The organism is Enterobacter sp. MGH 24, assembly GCF_000493015.1.
Lineage (GTDB): Bacteria > Pseudomonadota > Gammaproteobacteria > Enterobacterales > Enterobacteriaceae > Enterobacter.
This window is the reverse complement of the sequence record NZ_KI535657.1, coordinates 4,411,342-4,434,459: the sequence shown is the minus strand read 5'-3', so window position 1 is coordinate 4,434,459 and position 23,118 is coordinate 4,411,342. Positions and strand designations below refer to the sequence as shown.

The 23,118-nt window shown below is 53.2% G+C and carries 23 protein-coding genes and 1 other annotated feature; of the genes, 12 read left to right on the top strand and 11 right to left on the bottom strand.

The genetic code is table 11. From position 1 onward, the window contains the following. Nucleotides 1–33: 33 nt before the first annotated feature. The 5 genes from wbaP (at nt 34) to ugd (ending at nt 6,458) form a co-directional block, all read left to right on the top strand. Complete coding sequence (gene wbaP, locus L370_RS01280) at nt 34–1,470, top strand: undecaprenyl-phosphate galactose phosphotransferase WbaP (protein ID WP_023336252.1); 1,437 nt, start codon at nt 34–36, stop codon at nt 1,468–1,470. A gap of 65 nt (nt 1,471–1,535) precedes the next feature. Beyond that, nucleotides 1,536–2,600, top strand: coding sequence for a dTDP-glucose 4,6-dehydratase (rfbB, locus tag L370_RS01285; protein WP_032642813.1), 1,065 nt, complete (start codon nt 1,536–1,538; stop codon nt 2,598–2,600). A gap of 14 nt (nt 2,601–2,614) precedes the next feature. Beyond that, nucleotides 2,615–3,481: a glucose-1-phosphate thymidylyltransferase RfbA gene (gene rfbA / locus L370_RS01290; protein WP_023336250.1), complete on the top strand. Its 867-nt coding sequence runs from the start codon at nt 2,615–2,617 to the stop codon at nt 3,479–3,481. Nucleotides 3,482–3,631: 150 nt separating this feature from the next. After that, complete coding sequence (gene gndA / locus L370_RS01295; RefSeq protein WP_023336249.1) at nt 3,632–5,038, top strand: NADP-dependent phosphogluconate dehydrogenase; 1,407 nt, start codon at nt 3,632–3,634, stop codon at nt 5,036–5,038. Nucleotides 5,039–5,291: 253 nt separating this feature from the next. After that, nucleotides 5,292–6,458, top strand: a complete 1,167-nt coding sequence (ugd, locus tag L370_RS01300) for a UDP-glucose 6-dehydrogenase (RefSeq protein ID WP_023336248.1) — start codon at nt 5,292–5,294, stop codon at nt 6,456–6,458. A gap of 51 nt (nt 6,459–6,509) precedes the next feature. On the opposite strand, the gene L370_RS01305 is transcribed toward ugd, so the two are convergent. Then, entirely contained in the window at nt 6,510–7,514 is a 1,005-nt protein-coding gene (locus L370_RS01305; RefSeq protein WP_023336247.1) for an NAD-dependent epimerase, read from the bottom strand. Between the two features lie 192 nt (nt 7,515–7,706). On the opposite strand from L370_RS01305, the gene wzzB reads away from it, so the two are divergent. Then, the gene (wzzB, locus tag L370_RS01310; RefSeq protein WP_023336246.1) at nt 7,707–8,687 is read left to right on the top strand and encodes an LPS O-antigen chain length determinant protein WzzB; all 981 of its coding nucleotides are present in this window, start codon (nt 7,707–7,709) and stop codon (nt 8,685–8,687) included. A gap of 39 nt (nt 8,688–8,726) precedes the next feature. Here wzzB and hisIE read toward each other — a convergent pair whose 3' ends face one another. The 9 genes from hisIE to hisL all read right to left on the bottom strand — a co-directional run bounded on the left by hisIE (nt 8,727) and on the right by hisL (nt 15,943). Continuing rightward, on the bottom strand, nt 8,727–9,338 hold the full coding sequence (gene hisIE, locus L370_RS01315; protein ID WP_023336245.1) for a bifunctional phosphoribosyl-AMP cyclohydrolase/phosphoribosyl-ATP diphosphatase HisIE: 612 nt from the start codon (nt 9,336–9,338) through the stop codon (nt 8,727–8,729). Beyond that, nucleotides 9,332–10,108, bottom strand: a complete 777-nt coding sequence (gene hisF / locus L370_RS01320; protein WP_023336244.1) for an imidazole glycerol phosphate synthase subunit HisF — start codon at nt 10,106–10,108, stop codon at nt 9,332–9,334. Before hisF ends, hisIE begins: the two co-directional genes overlap by 7 nt. Continuing rightward, nucleotides 10,090–10,827 (bottom strand): 1-(5-phosphoribosyl)-5-[(5-phosphoribosylamino)methylideneamino]imidazole-4-carboxamide isomerase, encoded by a 738-nt coding sequence (gene hisA, locus L370_RS01325; RefSeq protein WP_023336243.1) that lies wholly within the window; start codon nt 10,825–10,827, stop codon nt 10,090–10,092. The genes hisF and hisA overlap by 19 nt, the downstream gene beginning before the upstream one ends. Further along, nucleotides 10,827–11,417 (bottom strand): imidazole glycerol phosphate synthase subunit HisH, encoded by a 591-nt coding sequence (gene hisH / locus L370_RS01330; RefSeq protein WP_023336242.1) that lies wholly within the window; start codon nt 11,415–11,417, stop codon nt 10,827–10,829. Before hisH ends, hisA begins: the two co-directional genes overlap by 1 nt. Next, entirely contained in the window at nt 11,417–12,484 is a 1,068-nt protein-coding gene (gene hisB, locus L370_RS01335; RefSeq protein ID WP_023336241.1) for a bifunctional histidinol-phosphatase/imidazoleglycerol-phosphate dehydratase HisB, read from the bottom strand. Before hisB ends, hisH begins: the two co-directional genes overlap by 1 nt. Beyond that, nucleotides 12,481–13,542, bottom strand: coding sequence for a histidinol-phosphate transaminase (gene hisC / locus L370_RS01340; RefSeq protein ID WP_023336240.1), 1,062 nt, complete (start codon nt 13,540–13,542; stop codon nt 12,481–12,483). The genes hisB and hisC overlap by 4 nt, the downstream gene beginning before the upstream one ends. Next, nucleotides 13,539–14,843 carry a histidinol dehydrogenase gene (gene hisD / locus L370_RS01345; protein ID WP_023336239.1) on the bottom strand — a complete coding sequence of 435 codons (1,305 nt, stop codon included), beginning with the start codon at nt 14,841–14,843 and terminating at the stop codon, nt 13,539–13,541. The genes hisC and hisD overlap by 4 nt, the downstream gene beginning before the upstream one ends. A gap of 5 nt (nt 14,844–14,848) precedes the next feature. Then, nucleotides 14,849–15,748 (bottom strand): ATP phosphoribosyltransferase, encoded by a 900-nt coding sequence (hisG, locus tag L370_RS01350; RefSeq protein ID WP_003859492.1) that lies wholly within the window; start codon nt 15,746–15,748, stop codon nt 14,849–14,851. A gap of 45 nt (nt 15,749–15,793) precedes the next feature. Then, nucleotides 15,794–15,917 (bottom strand) — a sequence feature (His leader region). Next, on the bottom strand, nt 15,893–15,943 hold the full coding sequence (gene hisL, locus L370_RS23530) for a his operon leader peptide (protein ID WP_001364200.1): 51 nt from the start codon (nt 15,941–15,943) through the stop codon (nt 15,893–15,895). (Overlaps the previous feature by 25 nt.) Before the next feature lie 175 nt (nt 15,944–16,118). Here hisL and L370_RS01355 point away from each other — a divergent pair, with 175 nt between their 5' ends. The 4 genes from L370_RS01355 to L370_RS01365 all read left to right on the top strand — a co-directional run bounded on the left by L370_RS01355 (nt 16,119) and on the right by L370_RS01365 (nt 19,544). Then, nucleotides 16,119–16,943: an SDR family oxidoreductase gene (locus L370_RS01355; protein ID WP_023336238.1), complete on the top strand. Its 825-nt coding sequence runs from the start codon at nt 16,119–16,121 to the stop codon at nt 16,941–16,943. Nucleotides 16,944–16,984: 41 nt separating this feature from the next. After that, complete coding sequence (locus L370_RS01360; protein ID WP_023336237.1) at nt 16,985–17,914, top strand: LysR substrate-binding domain-containing protein; 930 nt, start codon at nt 16,985–16,987, stop codon at nt 17,912–17,914. Between the two features lie 219 nt (nt 17,915–18,133). After that, nucleotides 18,134–18,196: a membrane protein YoeI gene (yoeI, locus tag L370_RS23525; RefSeq protein ID WP_099458931.1), complete on the top strand. Its 63-nt coding sequence runs from the start codon at nt 18,134–18,136 to the stop codon at nt 18,194–18,196. Next, nucleotides 18,186–19,544 (top strand): APC family permease, encoded by a 1,359-nt coding sequence (locus L370_RS01365; RefSeq protein WP_023336236.1) that lies wholly within the window; start codon nt 18,186–18,188, stop codon nt 19,542–19,544. Before yoeI ends, L370_RS01365 begins: the two co-directional genes overlap by 11 nt. A gap of 127 nt (nt 19,545–19,671) precedes the next feature. Here L370_RS01365 and sbcB read toward each other — a convergent pair whose 3' ends face one another. Further along, a complete protein-coding gene (gene sbcB / locus L370_RS01370; RefSeq protein ID WP_369796166.1) occupies nt 19,672–21,108 on the bottom strand; it encodes an exodeoxyribonuclease I in 1,437 nt (478 codons plus the stop codon). A gap of 198 nt (nt 21,109–21,306) precedes the next feature. Here sbcB and dacD point away from each other — a divergent pair, with 198 nt between their 5' ends. Beyond that, nucleotides 21,307–22,473 (top strand): serine-type D-Ala-D-Ala carboxypeptidase DacD, encoded by a 1,167-nt coding sequence (dacD, locus tag L370_RS01375; protein ID WP_023336234.1) that lies wholly within the window; start codon nt 21,307–21,309, stop codon nt 22,471–22,473. 119 nt (nt 22,474–22,592) lie between these two features. Then, nucleotides 22,593–23,066: a DNA gyrase inhibitor SbmC gene (gene sbmC, locus L370_RS01380; RefSeq protein WP_023336233.1), complete on the top strand. Its 474-nt coding sequence runs from the start codon at nt 22,593–22,595 to the stop codon at nt 23,064–23,066. Nucleotides 23,067–23,118: the final 52 nt, after the last annotated feature.

Below are 23,118 nucleotides of genomic sequence, written 5' to 3'. Positions count from 1 at the left end.
ATAAATCTTGGGATTTATGCCAGGGAATAAATAATGAAAAGTAGCGTATTTCAAGATCAAAAGAAAGAATTTGTTTGTCGCATAGCTTTGATGCTTTCGGATTTTTTCTGGTTAAATATCTCTTTAGGGCTTTCATTTTTAACCATCATGTTCTTCATTGGTGATTTGAATACCTTCATGCCATTGGTTCAGATGGACGTTCGTCTTCTGTCGCATCTTGTTCTGACAACATTATGTGTACTTTGGTTTGGCGTCCGTTTACGCCATTACGCACAGAAAAAACCATTCTGGTCTGAGCTGAAAGAGACACTACGAACTATTGTCATTTTTTCTATTTTTGACCTCGCCCTGGTTGCATTCTCAAAATGGCATTTCTCTCGGTATATTTGGGCCTATTGCTGGATATATGCCATCATTATGGTTCCGGTTTCGAGAGAACTAACAAAAGTTTTGCTTAATAAACTTGGCTACTGGAAGAAGCGCACTGTCATATTAGGTTCTGGACGTAATGCCCGTGAGGCATATTTCGCCCTGCAAAGCCATGAAGTATCTGGTTTTAAAATTGATGCCTTCTGTGATTTTGATGCAACAGCGGATACTCTGGAAGAGTGCCCTATTGTTAAAGATGAAAAGACTCTCTTAACTCACTACAATGCTTTTTCTACACAGTTCGTTGTCGCCTGTGATTTTGATGAAAAAGATAAATTTGAGAACTGGCTACGTTTCCTTGCCAGACATAAATGCCGTAATGTCATTATTATTCCTTCTCTGCGAGGATTCCCACTTTACGGCACCAGCATGTCCTTCATTTTTAGCCATGAAGTCTTGCTGCTGCAGGTCCACAACAACCTCGCAAAACTGACATCACGTTTTATTAAACGTACTTTCGATATTGTTTGTACGTCAGCTATTCTTTTGCTCTCCTCCCCGCTGTTTGTCTATCTCTGGTACAAAGTATCACGCGATGGCGGCCCGGCAATCTATGCCCATAGCAGGATAGGGCGACGTGGAGAGTCATTTGACTGCTACAAATTCCGCTCTATGGATATTAACTCAAAAGAAATACTGGCGGAATTACTTGAGAATGATCCTGAAGCCCGTGCCGAATGGGAAAAAGATTTCAAACTCAAGAACGATCCACGTATTACGGCTATCGGCCGGTTTATTCGTAAAACAAGCCTTGATGAGCTTCCACAGTTATTTAATGTGCTCAAAGGTGAGATGAGTCTTGTTGGTCCTCGCCCGGTGATTCAGGAAGAGTTAGAACGTTATGCGGATGATGTCGATTATTACCTGATGGTGAAGCCAGGTATGACGGGATTATGGCAGGTAAGCGGTCGTAATGATGTCGATTATACTACCCGCGTTTATTTTGACTCGTGGTATGTTAAAAACTGGTCATTGTGGAATGATATCGTAATCTTGTTCAAAACAGTGAATGTTGTCCTGTTCAGAAAAGGCGCTTACTGATTTTAATAGTATCTTAGTTAATAAACGTAATGCTGTCTGTCTTAGCCAGAAATAGTGAAGGGAATATGAAAATACTCGTAACAGGTGGAGCAGGTTTTATCGGATCTGCCGTCGTCCGTCATATTATTAATCATACGCAGGATACGGTCTGCGTTGTTGATTGTTTGACCTACGCGGGCAACCTTGAGTCCCTGGCATCCGTTGAAAAGAGTTCCCGTTATTCATTTTCGCGTACTGATATCACGGATGCTGTGGGTATAAGCGCTCTGTTCCGCGAGTTTAAGCCGGATATTGTCATGCATCTGGCTGCAGAAAGCCATGTTGATCGCTCTATTGATGGTCCGGCTGCGTTTATCCAGACCAACGTGATAGGTACGTTCACGTTGCTTGAAGCCGCGCGTCAGCATTATTCAATTCTTGATGATAAGAAAAAAGCAGGATTCCGGTTCCACCATATTTCTACCGACGAAGTCTTTGGCGACCTTCACGACAGTGAGGGCTTGTTCAATGAAGAGAGCGCATATGCGCCGAGCAGCCCTTACTCCGCTTCTAAAGCGGGAAGCGATCATTTGGCTCGAGCGTGGAACCGGACTTATGGTCTGCCTGTTATCATCACAAACTGTTCCAATAACTATGGGCCATATCATTTCCCGGAAAAGTTGATCCCGCTGATCATACTAAACGCCCTGGCGGGAAAACCTCTGCCGGTATACGGTAACGGAGAACAGGTGCGTGACTGGTTGTACGTAGAGGATCATGCCCGAGCACTGTACAAAGTGGCGACGGAAGGGAAAACCGGCGAAACGTACTGTATCGGCGGCCACAATGAGCGTAGAAACATTGATGTTGTTAAAACAGTGTGTTCAATTCTCGATAGCATCATAGTGAACAAACCGGCCAATATAAACAGTTTTGCCGACCTGATTACCTTTGTGGAAGACCGACCGGGGCACGATCTTCGCTATGCGATTGATGCCAGTAAGATTGAACGCGAACTCGGATGGGTCCCTCAGGAAACGTTCGAAAGTGGTATTGAGAAGACCATCAAATGGTATCTCTCCAATGAAAGATGGTGGCAACGTGTGCTTGATGGATCTTATGCCGGTGAACGACTCGGGCTGAATAAATAATCGAGGTATAAGTAATGAAAGGAATTGTTTTAGCAGGTGGGTCAGGCACGCGTCTTTATCCCATTACGCAAGGTGTCTCTAAACAATTGCTCCCAATTTACGACAAACCGATGATTTTCTATCCCGTTTCTGTCCTGATGCTGGCCGGAATTCGCGATATTTTAATCATTACCACCCCGGAGGATATGCCCGCCTTTCAGCGTTTGATGAAAGACGGCTCCCAGTTCGGCGTGAATTTCACCTATGCAGTGCAACCCTCGCCCGATGGCCTGGCTCAGGCATTTATCATCGGTGAGAAGTTCGTGGGGAATGACCCCTGTGCTTTAGTTCTTGGCGACAATATCTTCTTTGGTCACGGTTTCAGTAAGAAACTGGAAGACGCGGCCAGTAAAACGTCCGGGGCAACGGTGTTCGGTTATCAGGTGCAGGATCCTGAGCGATTCGGTGTCGTTGAATTTGATGAGCATTATAAAGCCTTGTCTATTGAAGAAAAACCGCTGAAGCCAAAATCTAACTGGGCGGTTACAGGGCTCTACTTCTACGATAACAACGTACTGGAGATGGCGAAAGAGGTGAAGCCTTCGGCGCGGGGTGAACTGGAAATTACGACCCTGAATCAAATGTATCTGCAGCGTGAAGAGCTGGACGTACAGCTTTTGGGACGTGGGTTTGCCTGGCTTGATACCGGGAACCACGACAGCCTGATAGAGGCGTCTCAGTACATCCACACGATTGAAAAGCGGCAGGGAATGAAGGTGGCTTGCCTGGAAGAGATTGCGTTCCGTAAGAAATGGTTAACTGCAGAAGAGATCTCCGCTCAGGCAGAGAAACTCAAGAAAACGGCTTATGGTCAATATCTCGCGATGTTGATTAAAGAATAAAGGGTAATTGCTTACTTATTTACCCATTGCATTTCGTTGCAAACGTAAGCGCACCAAAGGCTATCCACAAGTAGCTGGCTTGAGTTAACATCATAGATACATTCAAACTGCATTGCATCGCAGTGATTATCCCCAAGACAGGAGTATGTAATGTCCAAGCAACAGATCGGCGTTGTCGGTATGGCAGTGATGGGGCGCAACCTGGCGCTCAACATCGAAAGCCGCGGTTATACCGTCTCCGTATTCAACCGCTCCCGTGATAAGACCGAAGAAGTCATCGCTGAGAATCCAGGTAAGAAACTGGTGCCTTTCTATACGGTTAAAGAGTTCGTTGAGTCTCTGGAAACACCTCGTCGTATCCTGTTAATGGTGAAAGCGGGCGCAGGTACCGATGCAGCTATCGACTCCCTGAAACCATATCTGGATAAAGGCGACATCATTATTGATGGCGGTAACACCTTCTTCCAGGACACCATTCGTCGTAATCGTGAGCTGTCTGCTGAAGGCTTCAACTTTATCGGTACCGGTGTTTCCGGTGGTGAAGAGGGGGCTCTGAAAGGTCCATCCATCATGCCTGGCGGTCAGAAAGATGCATACGAACTGGTTGCGCCTATCCTGACCAAAATCGCAGCCGTCGCTGAAGACGGTGAGCCGTGTGTAACCTACATCGGTGCAGACGGCGCGGGTCACTATGTGAAAATGGTGCACAACGGCATCGAATACGGCGACATGCAGCTCATCGCTGAAGCTTACTCCCTGCTGAAAGGCGGCCTGAACCTTTCCAATGAAGAACTCGCTGAGACTTTCACCGAGTGGAACAAAGGCGAGCTGAACAGCTATCTGATCGACATCACCAAAGATATCTTCACGAAAAAAGATGAAGAGGGTAAATACCTGGTTGATGTGATTCTGGATGAGGCCGCGAACAAAGGTACCGGTAAATGGACCAGCCAGAGCTCTCTGGATCTGGGCGAACCGCTGTCTCTGATCACCGAATCTGTCTTCGCGCGTTATATCTCTTCCCTGAAAGAGCAGCGCGTCGCGGCATCTAAAGTGCTGTCTGGCCCACAGGCCAAACCAGCAGGTGATAAAGCCGAATTCGTTGAGAAAGTGCGCCGTGCCCTGTACCTGGGTAAAATCGTTTCTTACGCGCAGGGCTTCTCTCAGCTGCGCGCGGCGTCAGATGAGAACAACTGGGATCTGAACTACGGTGAAATCGCGAAGATCTTCCGCGCGGGTTGCATCATTCGTGCGCAGTTCCTGCAGAAAATCACCGATGCCTACGCTGAAAACGCCGGTATCGCTAACCTGCTGCTGGCACCGTACTTCAAGAAAATTGCGGACGAATATCAGCAGGCGCTGCGTGACGTGGTTGCCTATGCTGTCCAGAACGGCATCCCTGTTCCGACCTTCTCTGCTGCGGTGGCCTACTATGACAGCTACCGTGCTGCAGTATTGCCAGCGAACCTGATTCAGGCACAGCGTGATTACTTCGGTGCGCATACTTATAAACGCACCGATAAAGAAGGTGTATTCCATACCGAATGGCTGGATTAATCTGATTTAAAGCAGCCTGCTAAAAAAGCCCGGTGATGATCGCCGGGCTTTTTTTATCACGTATACGCCCATCTGGACTTGCTTTGTGCAGTTAATGTCTTTCAACCCCGTATAAACCACTGCATTTTCTCATTTCTGCAGCCAGGCATTCGCCTTGACAGCTACTCAACATAAGAGGTAAAAACCTCAACAGTTGTTTATTGCGGTGGCGTGCTTACGCCTCCTGAAACTTAAACTTGAAGAAGTTAAACGAATGAAAATAACTATCTCCGGAACAGGCTATGTAGGCCTATCAAACGGCATTCTGATCGCTCAAAACCACGAAGTGGTGGCGTTGGATATCGTTCAGTCCAAAGTGGATATGCTTAATCAAAAGAAATCCCCGATTGTCGATAAAGAGATCCAGGAATATCTTGCTAATAAACCACTGAACTTCCGTGCAACGACTGACAAAGAAGATGCCTATCGCGACGCAGATTTCGTCATCATCGCCACTCCCACCGATTACGATCCTAAAACCAACTACTTTAATACCTCAACCGTAGAAGCGGTGATCAAAGACGTTGTCGCAATCAACCCGAAAGCGGTGATGATCATTAAATCGACCATCCCAGTAGGCTTCACTAAATCGATTAAAGAAGAGTTGGGTATTGATAATGTCTTCTTTTCGCCAGAATTCCTGCGCGAGGGCAGGGCGTTATACGATAACCTGCATCCCTCCCGTATCGTGATCGGTGAGCGCTCTGAGCGAGCAGAGCGTTTTGCCGCACTGCTGCAGGAAGGCGCAATCAAGAAAGATATTCCGGTACTGTTCACGGATTCCACCGAAGCGGAAGCGATCAAGCTCTTCGCCAATACCTATCTTGCCATGCGTGTGGCCTACTTTAACGAGCTGGACAGCTATGCAGAAAGCCTCGGCCTGAACACACGCCAGATCATTGAAGGTGTCTGCCTGGATCCGCGTATCGGCAATCACTATAACAATCCATCGTTTGGCTACGGCGGTTACTGCCTGCCAAAAGATACTAAGCAGCTGCTGGCAAACTATCAGGCGGTGCCAAACAACCTGATTTCCGCGATTGTGGATGCCAACCGCACGCGTAAAGACTTCATCTCTGATTCTATCCTTGCGCGTCAGCCGAAAGTGGTTGGTGTCTATCGTCTGATCATGAAGAGCGGCTCTGATAACTTCCGCGCGTCTTCCATTCAGGGGATCATGAAGCGTATTAAGGCGAAAGGCGTTCAGGTTATTATTTACGAACCTGCGATGCAGGAAGACGAGTTCTTCCACTCCCGTGTGGTTCGAGATCTGGATGCGTTCAAGCAGGAAGCGGACGTGATAATCTCTAACCGCATGGCGGAAGAGCTGGCGGACGTGGCGGATAAAGTCTATACCCGCGATCTGTTCGGAAGTGATTGATTACTCTTAACGCACGTAAAAAACCCGGCCTGGTTGCCGGGTTTTTTATTTTCAGACCTTGTAGAAAGCGCGATACCAGTCGACAAAGTTTTTTACCCCGTCTTTGACCGAGGTCTGCGGTTTAAAGCCTATAACGTCATACAAGGCTTTCGTATCTGCGCTGGTCTCCAGCACGTCACCCGGTTGAATCGGCATCATGTTTTTCTCCGCTTGTCTGCCGAGTGCTTCTTCGAGTGCCGTAATGTAATCCATTAGCTCGACCGGAGAGCTGTTACCAATATTGTAAACGCGATAAGGCGCAGAGCTGGTCGCCGGGGAACCGGTCTCGACGGTCCAGTCCGCATCGGCCTGAGGAATCACATCCTGAAGACGGATGATCGCTTCAGCAATGTCGTCGATATAGGTAAAGTCACGTTTCATCTTGCCGTAGTTATAGACGTCGATGCTGTTCCCTTCAATCATCGCCTTGGTAAACTTAAACAGGGCCATATCCGGGCGTCCCCAGGGACCGTACACCGTAAAGAAGCGCAGCCCGGTTGTCGGCAGGTTGTAGAGATGCGAGTAGGTGTGAGACATCAGCTCATTGGCTTTTTTGGTCGCCGCATAGAGTGAAACCGGATGATCCACTGAGTCATCAGTAGAGAATGGCATCTTACGGTTCAGACCATAAACGGAGCTGGAAGAAGCATACAGGAGGTGCTGAACCTTGTTATGACGACAGCCTTCCAGCACGTTGAGATGACCCACCAGGTTAGCATCTGCATAAGCGTGCGGATTTTCCAGCGAGTAGCGTACCCCCGCTTGTGCGGCCAGATGGATCACACGGTCAAATTTCTCGTTGGCGAAGAGCGCTGCCATGCCTTCACGGTCGGCCAAATCCAGCTTTTGGAAGGTGAAATTATCGGATTTGAGCAGATCCAGACGCGCCAGCTTGAGGTTCACATCATAGTAGTCATTGAGATTATCAATCCCGACGACCTGATGTCCGGCATCCAGCAAGCGTTTACTGACATGAGAACCGATAAACCCTGCCGCGCCCGTAACCAAAAATTTCATATCTTCCCTCATTACTTTTCTATCTAGTCGATGCCTGAGGCATCAGAATTGCTATATGATAGCGCGTTGACCGCGAGTTATATAACCCATCTTTCCGATATAACTCATCGGATTCTGATAGAAAAATCGCTGGCAACAGATACACTATGTAAACATGATTATTTTTGCCCTTTTTCATCTGTTAGGGATTGTATGACGCAGAACAACAATACTCCGGTTAATAGCAGTAATGTTCCGGAGCAAATTGATTTACTTGATTTAGTGCTACAGCTGTGGCGTGGAAAGTGGGTAATTGGCGCTTTTGTTGCTGTTTTTATCGTCCTGGCGGGTATTTATATTACTGTCGCAAAAGAGAAATGGACCTCTTCCGCGATCATTTCTCAGCCAGATGCGGCGCAGATTGCCACTTACGCCAATGCACTGAATATCCTGTACGGTAGCGCAGCACCTTCACTGCCGGACATTCAAAACCGTGCTATTAACCGTTTCAATTCCTCATTTTCTGCTTTAGCGCAAGCGCTCGAAAACCAGGAGATACCAGAAAAGCTGACCATCGACGCTACCGTTAAGGGCCAGACGCTGCCGCTGAGCGTCTCCTATACCGGTGAGTCTGCGGAAGCTGCGCAAAAACAGCTGGCACAGTACATCCAGCAGATTGACAAGCAAACGGCGAAGGAGCTCGCTCTCGACCTTAAAGACAACATTAAACAGCAGATCACCACGCTTAATGACTCACTGGAAAACCAGGAAAAAGTGGCTCAGGAGCAGAAAGATTTGCGTATCAAGCAAATCACTGAGGCGCTGAAAAATGCTGAGGCAGCGAAAATCAGCACGCCGCAGATCCAGCAAACCCAGGACGTAACGCAGGAAACCATGTTCCTTCTGGGAAGTGAAGCGCTTAAGTCGATGATCGATAACGAAGCGTCTCGTCCGCTGGTCTTCTCAGTTGCGTACTACCAGACCAAGCAGAACTTGCTGGATATTGAGAATCTCAACGTAAATCCGGAAACAATCCATGTTTATCGCTACGTGATGAAACCGGATCTTCCTGTTCGTCGTGACAGCCCGAAAAAAGCGATTGTACTGATTCTTTCCGTGCTGCTGGGTGGCATAATCGGTTCAAGTTTCGTACTGGGGCGCAACGCATTGCGCACCTACAAACCCAAAGCCTGATTTGCAGTTAAAAAAAACCGGGGATTATCCCCGGTTTTTTTATTTGTGACGTTTGCGAAGATTCTCAATCACCGCCGTCAAATCCAGCTCCTGATCCTGCAGCAGCACCAGCAGGTGATACATTAAATCAGACGCTTCATTCGTTAGCTCCTCGCGGTCATGCACGGTTGCGGCCAGCGCCGTCTCAACGCCTTCTTCTCCTACCTTCTGTGCGATACGCTTGGTTCCGCTGGCGTACAGCTTCGCGGTGTAGGAACTCTCAGGATCCGCCGTTTTACGCTCTGCCAGCAGCTGTTCAAGTTGATACAGGAATAACCACTGGTGGCTCGTCTCGCCGAAACAGCTGCTGGTCCCTTTGTGGCACGTCGGCCCAATCGGGTTTGCCAGTACCAGAAGCGTGTCGTTATCGCAGTCGGGCGTCATGCTGACCACGTTCAGGAAATGACCGGAAGTCTCCCCTTTGGTCCACAGGCGCTGTTTCGTGCGGGAGTAGAAGGTCACTTTGCCGCTGTCGATCGTTTTCGCCAGCGCGTCCTGGTTCATATATCCCAGCATCAGCACTTCGCCTGAGACGGCATGCTGGACAACCACCGGCAGTAATCCGTCCGTTTTTTCCCAGTCCAGCTGCGCCTGTTGTTGCTCTGTTAACATACCCTGATCTCCACGCCCTGGTCGGCCAGGTACGTTTTTAACTCACCAATATTAATTATCTGTTTGTGGAACACGGAAGCGGCCAGCGCACCGTCCACGTTCGCGTCGCGGAAGGCTTCAAGGAAGTGTTCCATGGTGCCCGCGCCGCCGGAGGCGATCAGCGGAACGTGGCAGACCGCGCGGACTTTTTTCAGCTGCTCGAGGTCATAGCCGTTACGCACGCCGTCCTGGTTCATCATGTTGAGAACAATCTCACCCGCGCCACGCTTCTGCACTTCCTGCACCCAGTCGAGCGTTTCCCACTGCGTCACGCGCGTGCGGCTTTCATCGCCGGTGTACTGATTGACGTGGTACTTGCCCGTTGCGGCGTCATACCAGGTGTCGATCCCAACCACAATACACTGCACGCCAAAACGATCGGCCAGGCGGGTGATCAGCTCCGGGTCGGCGAGGGCTGGAGAGTTGATGGAAATCTTGTCGGCACCAAACGAGAGAATTTTGGCGGCGTCGTCTGCGGACTTAATCCCGCCCGCCACGCAGAACGGAATATCGATCACTTCCGCCACGCGCGCGACCCAGCTTTTGTCGACCACGCGGCCATCGCTGGAAGCGGTGATATCATAAAAGACCAGCTCGTCGGCGCCTTCATCGGCATAGCGTTTTGCCAGCGGGACGATGTCGCCAATGACCTCGTGGTTGCGGAACTGCACGCCTTTCACGACCTGACCATCGCGTACGTCAAGACAAGGAATTATCCGTTTTGCCAGCATTGAATCGCCTCCGTCACAGTAAATTTACCTTCCAGCAGGGCCCGGCCCACAATCACACCCTTCACACCGGTACCGCGCAGCGCGGCCACGTCGTCTATATCACCGATACCGCCCGAAGACTGGAACGCCACCTGCGGATAGCGCGCACAGACCTCTTCATACAGCGAGACGTTAGAGCCCGCCAGCGTTCCGTCGCGGGAGATGTCCGTGCATAGCACGTGCTTCAGGCCAACGGGAAGATAGATATCGACCAGCTCTTCCAGCGTCACGCCAGAGTTTTCCTGCCAGCCGCTCACGGCCACCTGTTTGTTACCCTGTCCGTCAATACGCACGTCCAGCGCCAGTACAAGGGCGTCGGCGCCAAAGCGGCGGAACCAGCCTTTTACCGTCTCAGGATCTTTCACGGCGGTTGAACCTACCACCACGCGGGCCACGCCCGCGTCCAGCAGCGCCGCAACGTCATCTTCAGTACGCACGCCGCCGCCGACCTGGACGGGTACATCAACACCGGCGACCAGATTTTTCAGCAGAGGGATCTGGCGCTTCGCCGGATCTTTCGCGCCCGTCAAATCCACCAGATGCAGCACCTGAGCCCCCTGGGCGGCATAATCCTGCAGACGCGGCAGCGGGTCGTTTCCGTAGTCTCGCTGCTGGCCGTAATCGCCCTGGTGGAGACGGACAACCGTGCCGTCAATTAAATCTAAAGCGGGAATAATCATCACATCTCCAGGAAGTTTTTCAGCAGCTGCGCGCCAGCGGCGCCAGAGCGCTCCGGGTGAAACTGCACGCCGAAGAAATTGTCTTTCTGTACGGCTGCCGTAAACGCCTCGCCGTAGGTGCACTGGGCGATCGTGTTCACGTTCACCGGCATGGCGTAGCTGTGCACGAAGTAAAAATACGCACCGTCTTCGATGCCGCGAAACAGCCGATCGCCTGCTTTGGCGTAAACGCGGTTCCAGCCCATATGCGGCAGAGGCAGGCCGTGGTCGGTCATTTTCGGCACGTCTTCGTCAATAATGCCCAGCAGGTCAACGCCGTTGCTCTCTTCGCTACGGCGGCCCAGGATCTGCATGCCCAGGCAAATGCCCAGCACCGGCTGGGTACAGGCTTTGATCAGATCGACCAGCTCGCGTTCGCGAATTTGATCCATCGCGGCCTGGGCGGTTCCCACGCCCGGTAAAAAGAGTTTGTCGGCGCGCAGCACCACGTCCGGGTCACGGCTCACCGCCGGCTCATAGCCGTGGCGCGCAATGGCCGATTTCACGGAGTTCAGGTTGGCGCATCCGGTATCCAGAATCACCACGTTCATTAGAGCACTCCTTTCGACGAGGGCAGGGCGTCACCTTCCACGCGAATCGCCTGGCGAAGGGTACGGCCAAAGGCTTTGAAGAGACTCTCCACGCGGTGGTGGTCGTTCTTGCCCTTGGTCTTCAGGTGCAGCGTCAGGCCCATGGTGTAGGACAATGAGCGGAAGAAGTGCTCCACCATTTCGGTGCTGAGATCGCCCACGCGCTGATAGGTGAAATCGGCTTTATATTCCAGGTGCGGACGACCGGAGATGTCCATCGCACAGCGCGCCAGACACTCGTCCATCGGCAGGACGAAGCCGAAACGGTTGATGCCGCGCTTGTCACCGAGCGCGAGCTTCAGGGCTTCGCCCAGCGCCAGGCCGGTATCTTCCACGGTGTGGTGATCGTCAATATAAAGATCGCCTTTTACCGCGATCTCCATGCGGAAACCGCCGTGGGTGGCAATCTGGTCCAGCATATGGTCGAAGAAACCGACGCCGGTGTGGATCTTGCTGCCGCCTTCACGGTCCAGCCAGACCTTCACATCAATCTGCGTCTCTTTGGTGTTGCGCTCAACGTGAGAATAGCGGTCGCGTTTTGTCAGCTGCTCGCCAATCTTCGCCCAGTTAAGGTTGTTGCGGTCGTAGCGCAGCCCCGCGATGCCCATATTTTTCGCCAGCGTAATATCAGTAATGCGATCGCCGATGACATAGCTGTTGGTTTTATCCAGCGCATCTTCAGCCAGGTAGCGCTCTACAAGCTTCACTTTTGGCTTACGGCAGTCACACTCATCGGCCGGCATGTGCGGGCAAATCAGCACGTCATCAAACACCACGCCCTGAGAGGTCAGCACCTGCATCATCAGATTATGCGGGCCGTCGAAGTCCGCCTGCGGGAAGCTGTCGGTACCCAGACCGTCCTGGTTGGTGATCATCACCAGCTTAAAGCCTGCTTTTTGCAGATTAAGCAGCACCGGGATCACGTCCGGTTCAAAAGCCAGCTTGTCGAATCGATCGACCTGAAAATCGGCTGGTGGCTCCGAAATAAGGGTGCCGTCACGATCGATGAAAAGGATCTTCTGGGTCATACTTTCTCCGCTTTCAGGGCGTCAATGACGCGCTGGCTCTCTGCTCGGGTGCCGACGGTAATGCGCAGGCATCCGCTCAGAGAAGGTTGTTTATTCTGGTCTCGTAAGATAATGCCCTGATCCCATAAAGATTTAAATACGGCACTCGATGCGGTGAAGCGCACCAGGATGTAGTTAGTTTCCGAGTCGAATACCTGCTCCACGCAAGGGATATCCTTTAGGGCGGTCACCAGATACTGACGTTCCTCCAGAATTTGCGCCACGCGCTCGCGCATCGCGTTGATTCCCTGAGGCGTCAGCGCCTGTGCCGCAATATCGGCAACCGGCGTCGAGAGCGGGTACGGGGCGATCACTTTCAGCAGCAGGTCGATGACCTCTTTATTCGCCAGGGTGAATCCGCAGCGCAGACCCGCGAGAGCAAAGGCTTTCGAAAGCGTACGCAGTACCACCAGGTGCGGGTACTCTTCCAGCCAGCCTGCCACCGTCGCCTGCGGGCAGAACTCTATATAGGCTTCGTCGGCCACCACCAGAGCTTTACCGCGCGTCATCTCCAGCAGGGTGCGGATATCCTGCGGGTTGATAATCTGTCCGGTCGGGTTGTTCGGGCTACAGACAAACACCACTTTTACGCCATCGAGATTGTCGGCAATGCCCTGCAAATCCAGCTGCCAGTTCTCCAGCGCCTGCACGTTGCGGCACGCCACGCCGAAGGTTTCCGCGCTGACGCTGTACATGCCGTAGGTCGGCTGGCAGTACATGACGGCGTCTTTGCCCGGCTCGCAGAATGCGCGGATCAGCAGCTCAATGCCCTCGTCCGCGCCGCGGCTGACCAGCACCTGCTCCGGCTTCACGCCCGCGTACTGCGCGTAGTTTTCAATTACCGCTTTCGGCTGACACTCCGGATAGCGGTTCAGCGTTTGCTGCGACAGCTCAAACTGCACCGCAGTCGGGAATTCGTTGGCGTTCAGCCAGACATCCCCTTTGCCGCCCAGACGACGCGCGGACTGGTAAGGCGTCAGGCGACGGACATTTTCGCGGGCTAACTCTTCAATGTTCATGCTTGCTCCTTCAGGGCTGCAACGCGCAGCGTAACGGCATTTTTGTGGGCGGTCAGCCGCTCGGCGGCAGCCAGGGTTTCAATAGTCGAAGCCAGTGACGCAAACCCGTCGCGGGAGAGTTCCTGCACGGTCATGCGTTTCTGGAAATCCGCCAGGCCCAGGCTGGAACAGGTAGAGGTATAACCATACGTCGGCAGAACGTGGTTGGTACCGGAGGCGTAATCGCCAGCGGACTCCGGTGACCAGTCGCCAAGAAACACCGAGCCCGCGCTGGTAATGCTGTCGACCAGATCGCGCGCGTTGCGGGTCTGAATAATCAGATGCTCCGGGCCGTACTGGTTGGAGATGGCAATACACTGGTCCAGGTCGCGCGCCACAATCAGGCGGCTGGCCGCTAGCGCCTGGCGTGCCGTGTCGGCGCGGGGCAGGTCGGCAAGCTGGCGTTCAACGGCTTCGCCCACGCGTTTCGCCATATCGGCATCCGGCGTCAGCAGGATGACCTGCGAGTCCGGGCCGTGTTCCGCCTGAGAAAGCAGGTCTGAGGCGACGAAGTCCGGCGTTGCGCCGCTGTCGGCAATCACCAGCACCTCAGACGGGCCGGCAGGCATATCGATGGCCGCGCCGTCCAGACGCTGGCTGACCTGGCGTTTGGCTTCGGTCACATACGCATTGCCCGGGCCAAAGATTTTGTCGACCTTCGGAATGGATTCCGTACCGAACGCCAGGGCTGAAATCGCCTGCGCGCCGCCCACTTTATAGACCGCCTGCACGCCGCACAGCTTCGCCGCATAGAGGATCTCGTCGGCAATCGGTGGCGGTGAGCACAGCACCACTTTCTGACACCCGGCAATGCGCGCGGGTGTCGCCAGCATCAGTACGGTGGAGAAAAGCGGGGCAGAGCCGCCGGGAATATAGAGGCCGACGGACGCAACCGGGCGCGTGACCTGCTGGCAGCGCACGCCGGGCAGGGTTTCGACATCCACGGGCTGCAGCTTTTGCGCGGTGTGGAAGGTATCAATGTTTTTCACCGCGACGGCCATTGCCTGTTTGATGTCATCACCCAGACGATTGCTGGCATCAATGATTTCCTGCTCGGTAACCCGTAATGCGCCGACTTCCGTCTTATCAAATTTTGCGCTGTATTCACGCAGCGCGTCATCGCCGCGGGCTTTAACGTTATCCAGGATCTCCGCCACGGTGCGGGAGATGCTTTCAGAGGCGGAAATCGCCGGGCGCATCAGCAGCTCGCGCTGCTGTGCGTCGCTACAGGTATTCCAGTCGATGATCGTGTTAAAGCTCATGGCCATTACTCCATCATCTTCTCAATTGGCAGCACCAGGATGGAGCTTGCGCCCAGCGCCTTCAGTTTTTCCATGGTTTCCCAGAACAGGGTTTCGCTGCTCACCATGTGCATCGCCACGCGCTGCTGATCGCCGGCCAGCGGCAGGATGGTCGGGCGCTCGGCGCCCGGCAGCAGGGCGATAACTTCCTCCAGACGCTCGGTTGGGGCGTGCATCATGATGTATTTGGACTCACGCGCCTGAATCACGCCCTGAATACGGGTCAGCAGTTTGTCGATCAGCTGCTGCTTAGCGTCCGCCATCTCGCCGTCGCGCTGAATCAGGCACGCTTTAGAGCGGTAGATCACTTCCACTTCGCGCAGACCGTTTGCTTCCAGCGTCGCGCCGGTAGAGACGAGGTCGCAGATGGCGTCCGCCAGACCCGCACGCGGCGCCACTTCAACGGAGCCGTTCAGCAGGCAGGATTTAAACTGCACGCCTTTCTGGTCGAGATAACGCTTTAACAGGTGAGGGTAAGAGGTGGCGATACGTTTGCCGTTCAGCGCGGCCGGGCCGTCCCACGCTTCATCAACCGGCGTTGCCAGCGACAGGCGGCAGCCGCCGAAGTCCAGACGACGCAGGGTGAAGTAACGCGGATCTTCGCCCTGCGCGCGGCGGGTCAGCAGCTCTTCTTCCAGCACGTTTTCACCGATGATGCCGAGGTCAACGACGCCGTCCATGACCAGGCCGGGAATATCGTCATCACGCACGCGCAGAATGTCGATGGGCATGTTCTCAGCCAGAGCAATCAGGCGCTGGGTGTGCAGGTTAATTTTAATCCCGCAGCGGGCCAGCAGTTCGCGTGAGTCGTCGCTCAAGCGGCCTGATTTTTGAATAGCTATGCGTAAGCGTGAGTTATCTAACATTCTTTATTCCTCGTTAACCTGTTTTAACCTGTCTGAATTTGGTCCAAAAAAAAGCCCCCGGAAGAAGATCTTCCGGGGGCTTTTTCATGCGTTCATGCACCACTGGAAGATCCAAACGTCTTCCAGCACACATCGCCTGAAAGACTAGTCAGGATGATGGTGATGATGGTGGTGTTTAAATTGAACGCGTGTCATATAAATTCTCGATGAATGCTTATTCATTTGATGTCTTTTAACCTAAACCAGTTGTACGACATATTGCAAGGGCTTTTTTTGATCATTAATTCATTTCATATTGATGCTATGAATTGTGTGTTCTGCCGGGCTGGCGTAGCCTTATAAAAGACGAGTGAGAGTCAGGAGAATTCGCATGAAAAAGGTCGCGATTGTCGGTTTAGGATGGCTGGGAATGCCGCTGGCGATGTCATTAGCCGCGAAAGGCTGGCAGGTGACCGGAAGCAAAACCACGATGGATGGGGTAGAGGCAGCGCGCATGTGCGGTATTGACGGCGTTGAACTGCGTCTTGAACCGGAGCTGGTGTGTGATGCTGACGATCTGGACACGCTGATGAACGTCGATGCGCTGGTGATTACGCTACCCGCGCGGCGCAGCGGGCCGGGCGAGTCGTTTTATCTGCAGGCGATGCAGGAGATCGTCGACAGCGCGCTGGCGCACCATGTTCCGCGCATCATTTTTACCAGCTCGACGTCGGTCTATGGCGAGGTTGAGGGCGTGGTGAAAGAGAGTTCCGAGCGCCGTCCCGTGACGGCGAGCGGTCAGGTTCTGAAAGAGCTGGAAGACTGGCTGCATCATCTTCCCGGCACGCAGGTCGATATTGTACGCCTGGCGGGGCTGGTGGGCCCGGGTCGCCATCCGGGACGCTTTTTTGCCGGAAAATCTGCGCCAGACGGCCAGCATGTGGTCAATCTTGTGCATCTTGACGATGTTGTTGGCGCAATTGAGCTACTCTTACAGGCTCCGAAAGGTGGGCACATCTATAATATATGTGCACCGTCTCATCCGGCGCGCAGCACGTTTTACCCGCTGATGGCACGTCAGCTGGGCCTGGCGCCACCGGTTTTTGGTGAGGCAAAGGATGACAGTAAAGGCAAAATTGTTGATGGCAATCGTATTTGTCATGAGCTGGGGTTTGAGTATCAGTATCCCGATCCGCTGGTGATGCCCATGGAATAAGTCCCGCAGCGGAGACCATCGCACACCGAAAGGGGGCGAGCATGAAACCGCTGCTGGATGTTCTTATTATTCTGGATGCACTGGAAAAAGAGGGGAGCTTTGCCGCTGCGTCGGCAAAGCTCTACAAAACCCCATCTGCGTTGAGCTATACCGTTCAAAAACTGGAAAGCGATCTCAATATCCAGATCCTCGATCGCTCCGGGCACCGCGCTCGTTTTACCCGCACCGGACAGATGCTGCTGGAAAAAGGCCGTGAAGTTCTCCACACCGTTCGTGAACTCGAAAAACAGGCCGTAAAACTCCATCAGGGGTGGGAAAACGAGCTGATCATTGGCGTGGATGATACCTTTCCGTTTTCTCTCCTGACGCCCCTGATTGAAGCCTTCTATCAACACCACAGCGTGACGCGGCTGATCTTTATCAACGGCGTGCTGGGGGGCTCCTGGGATGCCTTAACGCAGGGCAGGGCGGATATTTTTGTCGGGGCACTCCACGAGCCTCCCCAGCTGAGTGATTTTGGTTTTGCCCGGCTGGGCGTGCTCGAGCAGGTGTTTGCCGTAGCGCCCCATCATCCCCTGGCTCAGGAACCCGAGCCTATTAACCGTCGCGTGATTAAAGGCTACCGCGCCATCGTGGTCGGGGACAGCGCTCGTCCGGAATGTTCGGCCTCCTCCCAACTGCTTGATGAGCAGGAGGCCATTACCGTTTTCGACTATAAAACCAAGCTGGAGCTGCAAATTAGCGGCCTGGGCTGCGGCTATTTGCCTCGTTATCTGGCGCAGCGCTTTATTGACAGCGGTGCGCTTGTTGAAAAACAGGTACTTGCTCAAAGCAGTAATGAATCGGTGTGGGTTGGCTGGAATGAACAAACTGCAGGGCTGGCCAGCGCATGGTGGCGAGACGAGATTTTAGCAAATAGTGCTATCGCCGCCGTTTACTCTCAGCCCGGCGTCCAGAAATCAGCCAGTTAGCAAAAAGAAAATTGTCCCGTGCTTTGCAAAGTATTGCCTTTTGTATCCGATGTGGGGCAAAATGCCGCCGCTGCAACCAAATGAATAATCGACGATATAAAAGGCGTCGGTTATTTTTTTTTGCATGTACGAAACGAAACTAAAAACCAAGAGGCCGGGCTTCGTACCGGATAGATATTTACTAAAATCCGACAGTTGTTGTCGCTGAGGAAGAAAGAAATGGGGCAATTTTTCGCTTACGTGGCGGTTATCACCGTAAAGGAGAATAACTATGTCGCATAACGCAACTCCAAACACCTCTCGCGTGGAATTACGTAAAACGCTTACGTTGATTCCGGTTGTTATGATGGGCCTTGCCTATATGCAACCGATGACGCTGTTCGATACATTCGGTATCGTATCGGGCCTCACAGACGGTCACGTCGCAACGGCGTACGCCTTTGCGCTGGTCGCGATCCTCTTTACTGCGCTGAGTTACGGCAAGCTGGTTCGCCGTTTCCCGTCCGCAGGCTCTGCGTACACCTATGCCCAGAAATCCATTAGCCCGGCGGTTGGCTTTATGGTGGGCTGGTCATCGCTGCTGGACTATCTGTTCATGCCGATGATCAACATTCTGCTGGCAAAAATTTACTTCGAAGCGCTGGTGCCTTCTGTTCCATCGTGGATCTTCGTTGTCGCGCTGGTGGCCTTTATGACCATCTCTAACCTGCGCAGCATCAAGACCGTGGCGAACTTCAACACCCTGATTGTTATTCTGCAGATGGGCATTGTGGCGGTTATCGTTGGCCTGATCATCTACGGTGTTTCTCACGGTGAAGGTGCAGGTACGCTGACCAGCACGCGTCCATTCTGGTCTGAAGGTGCGCACGTTGTGCCGATGATTACCGGTGCGACGATTCTGTGCTTCTCGTTCCTGGGCTTTGACGGTATCTCTTCTCTCTCCGAAGAGACCAAAGATGCTGAGCGCGTGATCCCGAAAGCGATTTTCCTGACCGCGCTGATTGGCGGCCTGATCTTTATCGGAGCTTCCTACTTCCTGCAACTGTACTTCCCGGACATCTCTCGCTTTAAAGATCCGGATGCGTCACAGCCTGAAATCATGCTGTATGTTGCGGGTAAAACCTTCCAGTGGGGCGTGCTGATCTTCTCCAGCGTGACCGTACTGGCGTCCGGCATGGCGGCGCACGCGGGCGTATCTCGCCTGATGTACGTGATGGGCCGTGACGGCGTATTCCCAACCCGTTTCTTCGGCTACGTGCATCCGAAATGGCGTACTCCGGCATGGAACGTGCTGCTGGTTGGCGCTATTGCCCTGCTGGCGATTAAATTCGACCTGGTGACGGCGACCGCGCTGATTAACTTCGGCGCGCTGGTGGCGTTCACCTTCGTTAACCTCTCCGTGATCTCGCAGTTCTGGATCCGTGAGAAGCGCAACAAAACGCTGAAAGACCACTTCAACTATCTGGTGCTGCCAGTGTGTGGTGCCCTGACCGTGGGCGCGCTGTGGATTAACCTGGAAGAGAGCTCTATGGTTCTGGGTCTGATCTGGGGTGCTATCGGTTTGGTTTACCTGGCCTGCGTCACGAAGAGCTTCCGTAATCCGGTTCCTCAGTACGAAGACGTTGCATAATGACTCGCCGGGTGGCGCTAGCGCTTACCCGGCCTACAAAAAAACACACCCGTAGGCCCGCGTAAGCGCAGCGCCACCGGGCAAAAAAACCGGAGACTATCGTCTCCGGTTTTTTTATCTGGGAATTTCAGACTATCTCTTGCGCGTACTGGAACAGGGATTTCAACAGCGCCTGTTTTTCAGCATTCCCTTCATACTGGCCATAAAGCATTTCCAGCTCCTGGGCATAGCTATTAAGGAACTCAGGGGTAAAGACATTGCGACGATGCTGCAGCCAGCGATCCTGCTCTGCCTCGTCCAGCGTGCCGGGATAGTTACGCGCGCGGTAATTAAACATCAGCTTTTCGATGCGTTTATCGGCGAAGGTAATATCCAGCGCCGGTAAATTACGCGGCTCGGTTTGCAGAACGATATTCATCGCCGCGCGATCGGCATCGCTGAAGAAGCCGTTATAGAGCTGGGCATCAACGTTGTCAGACGGAACGAACGGCTCCGCCTCGGCAAAGATGGCGACCACCTTCTCGCGCACCTGCGGGTTATCGCGCAGCACTTTCAGGTTATCGAGGCAGTGCTGCCGGTTTATGCCCAGTCTGTCCGCATCTTCCGGACGCAGCGTATTCGCCTGCGCCAGGACCGGACATTTATTGATATGCACCAGTTTGACCGGTACCGCAGGCAGATCCCCGAGTTCATTTTTTGGGGTATAAAGCCGTTCGCGAAGGGTATCGCTGTCAAGCTCCAGCAGCGGTGAAATATCACCGGCCAAATCCACCATGATGACCGCATTACGGTTATCCGGATGCCAGGCCAGTGGGGCGACCCAGCTGGTATTGCCGCGCCAGGCGCCAAACATGCCGGAAATATGCACCAGCGGCTTCATCTGCGGCACATCAATCAGCGTGGTTAATTTTTGTTTACTGCGGTGGCTCAGCAGATACTCAAACAGCCTGGGCTGCGCGTTTTTCACCAGCTTCGCCATGGCAATGGTGGCATAGACGTCCGCCATCGCGTCGTGGGCATTGCTGTGCTCGATTCCGTTGGCGCGCGTCAGGTGTTCCAGCCGGAAGCTGGTCAGCCCTTCCTCATTTTCCGGCCAGTTAATGCCTTCAGGACGCAGGGCATAACAGGCGCGCATGATGTCGAGCAAATCCCAGCGTGAATTGCGGTTCTGCCAGCTCCAGGCATAGGGATCGTAGAAGTTGCGATAGAAGATGTTGCGCGTCACTTCGTCATCGAAGCGGATGTTGTTGTAACCGACCACGCAGGTATTGGGGACGGTAAACAGATCGTGAATGCGTCGGGCGAATTCTGCCTCGGTAACGCCTTTTTCCCGCGCTTCCTGAGGGGTGATCCCGGTGACCATGACCGCCCCGGGCTGCGGCAGGTAGTCATCAGCCGGTTTGCAGTAAAAGACCTCAGGCTCGCCAATGATGTTGAATTCGTCGTCGGTACGGATGGCGGCAAACTGCGCCGGTCGGTCCAGCGCCGGGTGTGTGCCAAAGGTTTCGTAGTCGTGGAACAAAAAAGTCGGGCGAGCGGCAGAGTCAGACACCAGTAATACCATCCTGTTAAAAAATGACGTCACTATGGTAAACGATCGTGCGGTTCAGACCGAATAAAAAGCACCGTCATGGCGCAAATTTGCGCGCCAGCTTCAGGAAAAAACCTGCGTTCTGTCACATTTTTTTGCAATTAAGCCAGGTAACGACATCAGAACTCCCGTAAAAAGGTCATCGATTTTTAATGACCTGAGGATATACCGTTGAAACGCCGTCTGTTTATTGCTGTTTCTTTACTCGCTTCGAGTGTCTCATCTGCTTTTGCGGCCGAACCACTGGATTTTTCGCCGCAGCCTCCGGCCATTCAGGCTGGCGCCTGGGTGCTGATGGACTACACGACTGGTCAGATTTTAACGGCGGGCAACGAACATCAACAACGTAATCCGGCGAGCCTGACCAAGCTGATGACGGGATATGTGGTTGATCGGGCCATTGATAGCCACCGCATTACGCCGGACGACATTGTTACCGTAGGACGTGACGCGTGGGCAAAAGGCAACCCGGTTTTTGACGGCTCGTCGCTCATGTTCCTGAAAGAGGGCGATCGCGTCTCCGTGCGTGACTTAAGCCGCGGTCTGATTGTCGATTCCGGCAACGACGCCTGCGTGGCGCTGGCCGATCACGTGGCGGGCGGTCAGCCGCAGTTTGTAAAGATGATGAATGACTACGTGCAAAAGCTGAACCTGCGCGATACGCACTTTGAAACCGTACACGGGCTGGACGCGCCGGGCCAGCACAGCTCGGCGTATGACCTGGCCGTACTCTCCCGGGCCATCATCCACGGCGAGCCTGAGTTTTATCATATGTACAGCGAAAAGAGCCTGACCTGGAACGGAATCACCCAGCAGAACCGTAACGGCCTGCTGTGGGATAAGACCATGAACGTTGACGGGCTTAAAACTGGCCACACGTCTGGCGCGGGCTTTAACCTGATTGCTTCCGCCGTTGACGGCCAGCGTCGTTTAATCGCGGTGGTCATGGGGGCGGACAGCCCGAAAGGGCGTGAGGACCAGGCCCGAAAGCTGCTGCACTGGGGGCAGCAGAATTTCGATACGGTGCAGATCCTGCATAACGGTAAAAAAGTGGGGACAGAGCGAATCTGGTACGGCGATAAGGAGCAGGTGAAACTGGGCACTGACCAGGACTTCTGGCTGGCCCTGCCGAAAGCGGAGGTGCCGAACATCAAAGCCAAATACGTTCTGGATAAAAAAGAGCTGGAAGCACCCATTGCTGCGCATCAGCGGGTCGGGGAGATCCAGCTCTATGACCGCGACAAAGTGGTAGCGCACTGGCCTCTGGTGACGCTGGAAGCCGTTGATAAAGGCGGCCTGTTCTCACGCCTGAGCGATTATCTGCACCACACGCTCTAACGGCAGATGAGCAGACTGGCAGGGTTGCGAGTCTGCTCACATAATAAACACTTCACGTTTGCTGAACGCTCATAATCCGCTTTATAGTGTATATATACACAGTAATAAATGGAGGCAGCATGGACTACAGCATCAAGCAGCAAAAGAAACGTAAGATTGCCGGTTTTCATTTGGTCGGACCGTGGGAAAAAACGGTAAAACAGGGCTTTGAACAGCTGGTGATGTGGGTGGACGGGCGCCACATTGAGCCGCTGGAGTGGGTTGCGGTCTACTACGATAACCCGGATGAAGTCCCGGCGGAAAAACTGCGCTGCGATACGGCGGTTACGGTACCGGATGATTTCGTTATCCCGGAAAACAGCGAAGGCGTCATGATGACGGAAATCGCGGCCGGGGATTATGCCGTGGCGACGGCGCGCGTGGAAAACTACGACTTCGCCACGCCGTGGTATCAGTTCTTTAATTCCCTGCTGCAGGACAATAAGTACCAGATGGCGCTTAAACCCTGCTTCGAGCGCTATCTCAATGATGGCAATGCAGACGGTTACTGGGATATCGAGATGTATATCGCGGTAGAGCATAAAACGGCTTAAGCCTGCTAAATGAAGGGTTTTTCAGCCGGGAGCGATCCGCCCGGCTGAAAAC

Excerpts from the sequence above, each read along its gene's own strand:
- wbaP (WP_023336252.1), top strand. The coding sequence starts at position 34 with ATGAAAAGTAGCGTATTTCAAGATCAAAAGAAAGAATTTGTTTGTCGC.
- rfbB (WP_032642813.1), top strand. The coding sequence starts at position 1,536 with ATGAAAATACTCGTAACAGGTGGAGCAGGTTTTATCGGATCTGCCGTC.
- rfbA (WP_023336250.1), top strand. The coding sequence starts at position 2,615 with ATGAAAGGAATTGTTTTAGCAGGTGGGTCAGGCACGCGTCTTTATCCC.
- gndA (WP_023336249.1), top strand. The coding sequence starts at position 3,632 with ATGTCCAAGCAACAGATCGGCGTTGTCGGTATGGCAGTGATGGGGCGC.
- ugd (WP_023336248.1), top strand. The coding sequence starts at position 5,292 with ATGAAAATAACTATCTCCGGAACAGGCTATGTAGGCCTATCAAACGGC.
- L370_RS01305 (WP_023336247.1), bottom strand. The coding sequence starts at position 7,514 with ATGAAATTTTTGGTTACGGGCGCGGCAGGGTTTATCGGTTCTCATGTC.
- wzzB (WP_023336246.1), top strand. The coding sequence starts at position 7,707 with ATGACGCAGAACAACAATACTCCGGTTAATAGCAGTAATGTTCCGGAG.
- hisIE (WP_023336245.1), bottom strand. The coding sequence starts at position 9,338 with ATGTTAACAGAGCAACAACAGGCGCAGCTGGACTGGGAAAAAACGGAC.
- hisF (WP_023336244.1), bottom strand. The coding sequence starts at position 10,108 with ATGCTGGCAAAACGGATAATTCCTTGTCTTGACGTACGCGATGGTCAG.
- hisA (WP_023336243.1), bottom strand. The coding sequence starts at position 10,827 with ATGATTATTCCCGCTTTAGATTTAATTGACGGCACGGTTGTCCGTCTC.
- hisH (WP_023336242.1), bottom strand. The coding sequence starts at position 11,417 with ATGAACGTGGTGATTCTGGATACCGGATGCGCCAACCTGAACTCCGTG.
- hisB (WP_023336241.1), bottom strand. The coding sequence starts at position 12,484 with ATGACCCAGAAGATCCTTTTCATCGATCGTGACGGCACCCTTATTTCG.
- hisC (WP_023336240.1), bottom strand. The coding sequence starts at position 13,542 with ATGAACATTGAAGAGTTAGCCCGCGAAAATGTCCGTCGCCTGACGCCT.
- hisD (WP_023336239.1), bottom strand. The coding sequence starts at position 14,843 with ATGAGCTTTAACACGATCATCGACTGGAATACCTGTAGCGACGCACAG.
- hisG (WP_003859492.1), bottom strand. The coding sequence starts at position 15,748 with ATGTTAGATAACTCACGCTTACGCATAGCTATTCAAAAATCAGGCCGC.
- L370_RS01355 (WP_023336238.1), top strand. The coding sequence starts at position 16,119 with ATGAAAAAGGTCGCGATTGTCGGTTTAGGATGGCTGGGAATGCCGCTG.
- L370_RS01360 (WP_023336237.1), top strand. The coding sequence starts at position 16,985 with ATGAAACCGCTGCTGGATGTTCTTATTATTCTGGATGCACTGGAAAAA.
- L370_RS01365 (WP_023336236.1), top strand. The coding sequence starts at position 18,186 with ATGTCGCATAACGCAACTCCAAACACCTCTCGCGTGGAATTACGTAAA.
- sbcB (WP_369796166.1), bottom strand. The coding sequence starts at position 21,108 with ATGGTATTACTGGTGTCTGACTCTGCCGCTCGCCCGACTTTTTTGTTC.
- sbmC (WP_023336233.1), top strand. The coding sequence starts at position 22,593 with ATGGACTACAGCATCAAGCAGCAAAAGAAACGTAAGATTGCCGGTTTT.